This is a genomic window from Acinetobacter sp. YH16044 (genome assembly GCF_013417145.1).
In the GTDB taxonomy this organism is placed as follows: domain Bacteria; phylum Pseudomonadota; class Gammaproteobacteria; order Pseudomonadales; family Moraxellaceae; genus Acinetobacter; species Acinetobacter amyesii.
Window position 1 is genome coordinate 23,529 of sequence record NZ_VPEK01000032.1, and the last position, 6,375, is coordinate 29,903.

At 41.9% G+C, this 6,375-nt stretch carries 6 protein-coding genes and 1 pseudogene; 2 read left to right on the forward strand and 5 right to left on the reverse strand.

The window, feature by feature from the left end; translation table 11 throughout:
• Positions 1-145: 145 nt before the first annotated feature.
• Both hpt and guaD read right to left on the reverse strand, forming a co-directional pair.
• A complete protein-coding gene (hpt, locus tag FTV38_RS14115) occupies positions 146-673 on the reverse strand; it encodes a hypoxanthine phosphoribosyltransferase (protein WP_078189517.1) in 528 nt (175 codons plus the stop codon).
• 224 nt (positions 674-897) lie between these two features.
• Positions 898-2,214, reverse strand: a complete 1,317-nt coding sequence (gene guaD / locus FTV38_RS14120; RefSeq protein WP_180022823.1) for a guanine deaminase — start codon at positions 2,212-2,214, stop codon at positions 898-900.
• A 265-nt stretch (positions 2,215-2,479) separates the two neighbouring features.
• On the opposite strand from guaD, the gene FTV38_RS14125 reads away from it, so the two are divergent.
• Positions 2,480-3,058 (forward strand): nucleotidyltransferase family protein, encoded by a 579-nt coding sequence (locus FTV38_RS14125; RefSeq protein ID WP_180022824.1) that lies wholly within the window; start codon positions 2,480-2,482, stop codon positions 3,056-3,058.
• Between the two features lie 64 nt (positions 3,059-3,122).
• On the opposite strand, the gene FTV38_RS14130 is transcribed toward FTV38_RS14125, so the two are convergent.
• Both FTV38_RS14130 and FTV38_RS14135 read right to left on the reverse strand, forming a co-directional pair.
• Positions 3,123-4,088 (reverse strand): TerC family protein, encoded by a 966-nt coding sequence (locus FTV38_RS14130; RefSeq protein ID WP_180022825.1) that lies wholly within the window; start codon positions 4,086-4,088, stop codon positions 3,123-3,125.
• A gap of 302 nt (positions 4,089-4,390) precedes the next feature.
• Complete coding sequence (locus FTV38_RS14135; RefSeq protein WP_180022826.1) at positions 4,391-5,584, reverse strand: sugar transporter; 1,194 nt, start codon at positions 5,582-5,584, stop codon at positions 4,391-4,393.
• Between the two features lie 132 nt (positions 5,585-5,716).
• Here FTV38_RS14135 and FTV38_RS14140 point away from each other — a divergent pair, with 132 nt between their 5' ends.
• On the forward strand, positions 5,717-6,022 hold the full coding sequence (locus FTV38_RS14140; RefSeq protein WP_373686713.1) for a GNAT family N-acetyltransferase: 306 nt from the start codon (positions 5,717-5,719) through the stop codon (positions 6,020-6,022).
• Between the two features lie 261 nt (positions 6,023-6,283).
• On the opposite strand, the pseudogene FTV38_RS14145 reads toward FTV38_RS14140, so the two are convergent.
• Positions 6,284-6,375, reverse strand: a pseudogene (locus FTV38_RS14145) (IS5/IS1182 family transposase); the annotation flags it as partial.

The window sequence follows — 6,375 nt, forward strand, 5'->3', positions numbered from 1 at the left end:
TTTACGACATGTTCAATCTTTATCTTTAATCAAAACTGCGCAGAGCTATAGCCTAAACATGCAAAAAACTGTTGTTTTTTTGTTCAAAACAAACCAAAAAATAAAAAAAAGTGGCCTTCGGCCACTCTTAAGTATCTGATCTTGCTTAGAGACCAATTTCGCCAATAAAAGGAATATGACGATATTTTTGATCATAGTCCAGACCATAACCCACGATAAATTTATCTTCGACTTCAAAACCTAAAAATTTTACATCGAGGTCAATTTCACGACGTGAAGGCTTGCTGACCAAAGTACAAAGCTCGATTGAGTTTGGATTACGCGTCTGTAAAATTTCTAAGACTTTGCTTAAGGTATTGCCTGAGTCAATAATATCTTCAACCACCAAGACATCTTTATCTTTAATGTCGCCGTCTAAATCTTTTAAGATTTTTACATCACGAGTAGATACTGTCCCACCGCCATAACTTGAAACGGTCATGAAATCGAGTTCATGCGGTTTTGAAATTGCGCGGCAAAGGTCAGCCATAAAAATAACGGAACCACGTAATAGACCGATTAACACCAACTCTTTGTCGCTGTTAGCATAGTGTGCATCAATTTTTGCGCCAAGCTCTTTCACTTTAGCTTGAATTTCTTCAGTGGAAATCAGTACGCTCATTTGAACAGACATGGGTAGATACCTAAAAAAGCAAATCAAAAAATAAAAAAGGTGTTGACTTGCAACACCTCTAAAGATGAACCAATTTTAATACATCTGGCTCGCAGATGCATCTTTTTTGCCGTTGAAAATGTAATCAGTTTTTCTTGGAAGTGCTGTCACGCTTGAGTAAGCACAGACAAGCGACGGCAATCAGTCCAATTTTCAACGCTGTTTTTCGTCTCGGTCGAGCCGTTTTATGCTTTGACATAAGCACATTGTCCAAATACATAGGTGGCATGGATATTACGATCATCACCCATCAGCATGAGGGCAAATAAAGCATCTTCCAGATTTTTGGCACGTTGTTGACGTAGGGCTTGTAGAGCCGTGGCTTTTAAATCGAGCACCACAAAATCTGCTTCTTTGCCCAAATCAAAGTTTCCAAGTTTGTCCTCTAGATCTAAGGCTTTTGCTCCCCCTAAAGTGGCATGGTACAGCGCTTCAAATGCGGACAGTTTATCGCCTTGAAGTTGTTGAACTTTGTAGGCTTCATTGATGGTTTGTAGTTGGTTAAATGAAGTACCTGCACCAATGTCTGTACCTAAGCCGACTTTCACCTGTTTTTCCCATGTTTTCTTTAATGGAAATAAACCACTGCCTAAGAACAAGTTCGAGGTTGGACAAAACGCAATGGCAGAGTTGGTCTGATGCATACAGTCCCATTCGGCATCTTCCAAATGCACGCAGTGCGCAAACACGGAACGTGATCCGGTCAGACCATAATGATGATAAACGTCCAAATACCCATTTTGCTCAGGGAATAATGATTTGACCCACGCAATTTCATTTTTATTTTCACTCAAATGTGTATGCACATAAACATCAGGATACTCGGCTTTTAGCTCCCCTGCCCGTGCCAATTGTTCAGGCGTTGAGGTTGGGGCAAAGCGAGGCGTGATGGCATAAAGGTTACGGGCCTTGCCATGCCACTTTTCGATGAGTGCTTTGGAGTCGTTATAGCCACTCTCTGCAGTGTCACATAATGCTTCAGGTGCATGACGATCCATCATGACTTTACCGGCAATTAAGCGCATCTGATGCTGTTCTGCAGCCTTAAATAAAGCATCGACCGATTGTGAATGAACGGTACAAAAAACAAGGGCTGTTGTGGTTCCGTTTTTGAGTAACTCGTTTACGAAAAACTGTGCAATTTGCTCTGCATAAGCCGGATCTTCAAATTGGATTTCGGTTGGGAAGGTATAAGTATCAAGCCATTCCAGCAGTTGTTCACCATAAGCCCCCATCATTTCCGTTTGTGGATAATGAATGTGGGTATCGATGAAACCCGGAACAATCAATTGATCTGGATAATGCTGTACGTCAACCTGATCTGGGAGATGGTGTTGGCCCTCAGACCATGGACCGAACCATTGAATTTTTCCGGCTTGCGTAATCAGCAAACCATCTTCGAAATAGCGCACTTGGTCGTGAATTTCACGTGCTTGGGCAACTGTATTCTGAATATCTAGAAAGCGACCACGGATCGCTGTAGATGCGATAACAGAAGACATGACATACCTGCAGTTTAGAATTTTTTCGGTTGATTGTAGCCCAATTTGGTTCAAAATACCGTTAGAGTAATTGTGAAAATGTGTTCTAAAAAATAGAACAGCTGTTTATGAGTGATTCTGTTTTTTGTTCATTGTATTTGATTTGAATAATACAAAAGCATTGAGCTGTATACATTGCATCGATGAATGAATAAAGACCATGAGTCGCAACGCTTGCTATATTGATCTCAAGAGCGCCCTTTAAAAAACGACAATGAACCCTTTAATGTACATGCGTTATTCAGACCAATTAAAACATGACCTATTGCAGCATCAAGGCATCATGCAGATTTTACATGCCCTGTATGCCATAGATACACAGGCTTATTTGGCTGCAGGCGTGGTTCGTAATTTAATTTGGTCACAGCGACATCAACAACACTATGCACTGGAAGGCACAGAAGTCGATGTGATTTATTATGCGGAACATGATGATGGAACACAGGGTTACAGGATTCAACAGCAGATGCAGTTGGATTTTCCTCACATTCATTGGGATGTCACCAACCAAGCGACAGTACACCAGTGGTATCGCTTGGAAAATGGCGAGCCGATACAGGCGCTCAAGTCGATTGAGCATGCGCTATCTTTGTGGCCAGAAACTGCCACTGCCATCGCCGTTAAATTGGATGATCAACAACAAATACAGCTGATTGCTCCTTTGGGTTTAGATGATTTATTTGAGTTAAATGTCCGTTGGAACCCACGTTTAGTCAGTCAGGCGACTTTTTTGCAGCGTGTGCAGCAAAAACAATTTTTACAACGCTGGCCGAAACTCAAACTCTTGATGACGCCTGAAGCTTAGCTCATGGCTTTATTACAGAATAAAAAAGCCTTCTCGAAAGAAGGCTTTTAATCATCTAAGTGTTTTAAAGCATGGTTTCATTGTACTTCTTGCTGTGTCGGATCGATAACCACGCGGTGATGGTTAAGGTCACCACAATAAAGCCGAGTGAAATCCAAATTGGCATGTGGAACACATCAAGCAACAGCATCTTAGCGCCAATAAATACCAGGATAATGCCCAGACCATATGGTAAGTAATGCATTTTCGATGCAGCACCAGACAAGAGGAAGAACATGGCACGTAGACCCAAAATCGCCATCAAGTTTGCAGTCAGTACAATAAACGGGTCAGAGGTAACCGCAAAGATTGCTGGGATTGAGTCCACCGCAAAAATCACGTCCGATGCTTCAACCAAGATCAACACTAAAAAGAGCGGCGTTGCCCACAAGACACCATTTTGACGAACGAAGAATTTATCTTCATGCATTTGAGGGGTAATACGCATGTGTTTACGTAGCCACTTCAAAATTGCCATATCTTCGATATCTTTGTCGTCTTCGTCTGAACCCTTAAGGAATTTAAAGCCGGTATACACCAAGAACGCACCGAAGAAGTACAGCACCCAAGAGAATTCTTGAACGAACCATGCCCCAATAAAAATAAAGATGGTACGTAGTACAATTGCACCGAGGACACCGTAGAGTAACAGTTTGCGCTGCAAAGCAGGTGGAATGGCAAAGGCAGCAAAGATCATGAGCCAGACAAAAACGTTATCAATTGCAAGTGATTTTTCGAGCAGATAACCAGCGAAATATTCCATGACTTTGGTGTTTGCAACAGCGACACCAGCGGTTTGCTGTAAGTAGAGCCACAATGCACCACCGAATAAGGTAGCCACAGAGACCCATGCAATACTCCAATAGGCAGCGGTTTTGACTTTGATTTCTTGGCCTTTGTTGTTTTTAAAGCCTAAAAAGTCGATGAGTAGCATGATGGTGACTAAACCGAAAAATGCCAGATATAGCCATAAAGAGCCAATCGTTTCCATGTGTATTCTCCACATCTAACAACCAGCCATAAAAAAACCTCGACCAGTTGCCAGACGAAATAAAACGCCTGAGACAACATGATCAAGGTCTTGCCTACATCGTACTGTAATGATTTGCAGCAGCGATGCTCAGATACCGACTTTTTGCAAAGTGTAATGACGATATTCTGACACGTAAAACAAGGTTTACGTTTGGAGGAGGCTACTCCCCTTGTTCAAATTTTGTTTTGGACACTGTCCAAATATGCGGCAAAGCATGACAGTTTTTAGTACAAAGTGCAATCAGCAATTTTCGAATTCACTTAATGTGTCACGGGAGGATTAAAATCACCACGGTGTACCAACGCTAAGGCTAAAAGTGTGCCGATCACGGCGATGATTCCTCCGATCACGCCGATATAACTTAAACCGAAATGCATGCTGACGATACCGCCCAAGAGTGCACCACCGCCAATCCCGACATTATAAAGTCCTGAATAAATGGCCATGGCGACATCTGTGGCGTCGGATGCGAGATGCAGCGTCTTTGACTGTAATGCGAGACTAAATCCAATGATACTCATGCCCCACAATAAGCACACCGCACTCACACCTGCAAAACTCAAAGAAACAGGCAGCAACAGCAGCATCGATAAAGCCAGTATGCCCGTACTCAAAGGAATCGTAACTTTAGGATATTTTCCACCAAATTTCCCAAAGAGATAAGAACCTAGAAAGCCTGCTGCACCAAAGATTAATAGCAACGTGGTGGTTTGCATGGAACTGAATGCAGCAATGTTGAGTGAGAACGGTTCGATATAGCTATATGCGGTAAATTGCGCGCTAATGACGATAATGGTTAATGCAAAGACCATCATTAAGCTTGGACGGCGAATAAACTGTTTTAGGCTGCTCAGCGAGCCAGAGTTCAAACTCGGCAGTATTGGCAGCGTTTTGGCTAAAATCAGGCAAACGATACTGGCGCCAATGCCAATCAGAGCAAAGGTATTTCGCCAACCATAGACTTCTCCAACCATACGCCCAAACGGAATACCGAGAACCATCGCCAAAGCCGTGCCTGTGGCCAAAAGCCCCAAGGCTTGAAATTCTTTGCCTTTCGGTGCAACACGAACCGCCAGCGATGCAGTAATTGACCAAAAAAGTGCATGTGAGAAGGCAATGCCGATTCGACTGAGCAATAAGGTATTAAAGCTCCATGCGAAATACGACAGAACATGGCTGATAATAAACACTATAAATAAACAAATCAGGAGCGAGCGACGTTCAATATTTTTGGTCAATAACATGATCGGCAAAGAAATCGGCGCAACCACCCATGCATACAGCGTAATCATAATGCCGACATCGGTCGCGGCTAAGCTAAATGTTTTACCAATATCACTGAGTAAAGCGACAGGTACAAATTCAGTGGTATTAAAAATAAATGCTGCGAAAGCCAAAGCAATCACAGCTGTCCAAGAGCCAGAAGAAGCCATTTCGGAGGGAGAGGCAGACATGAGTGTCTTCAAATAAATAAAGTGGCTTATTTTACTATGCTCTATACATAAGCAGGAACCGATTTAAGCCCTGTGCATGCGGTTTAAATTAATACAAAAACAACAGAGTTGACCTGCATTACATGCCAATTTATAAAAAAATGGAGGAAATTTAAGATGTTTGTACAACAAGATGATGATCAAAAAAAAGGAGCTTTCTTTGTTGAGCAAAATGGGGAGCGTTTGGCAGAGATGACTTACTCATGGGCAGGCGATGATAAATTTATTATTGATCATACCGATGTCAGTGACAGCTTGCGAGGACAAGGTGTTGGACGACATCTCCTCGATGCAGCAGTGAATTTTGCTCGGGAAAAGAACGTGAAAATTATTCCACTCTGCCCTTTTGCAAAATCTGTATTTGATAAAGATGAATCGATTCGTGATGTTCTACGCTAAATTGTACAGCGTGATGTGGATTAATCATTTGGATAAATAAAAACAGCCTGATCATATTGCAATCAGGCTGTTTTTATTTGAAATCTAGCTGTGAAGTTGAATTAAGATCGTGATTTATACAGCGATACAACCAAGCATGCTGCAGCAATCAGTAATACAAAGATGGCGACAAGATAAAGGTCCATAATAAAAATATCCGGCAAGTGTGATTTAATTGTTTTTTAATTAGGGTGTGTTGACATTTACAGCCGATAAATTGAGCTAAAGAGGCAACCATATAAATATACAAGCTAAAGCAACAGCGCTTTGATAGTTACGTTTTAGCTTATCGTATCTTGTGGCAATTCCTCTAA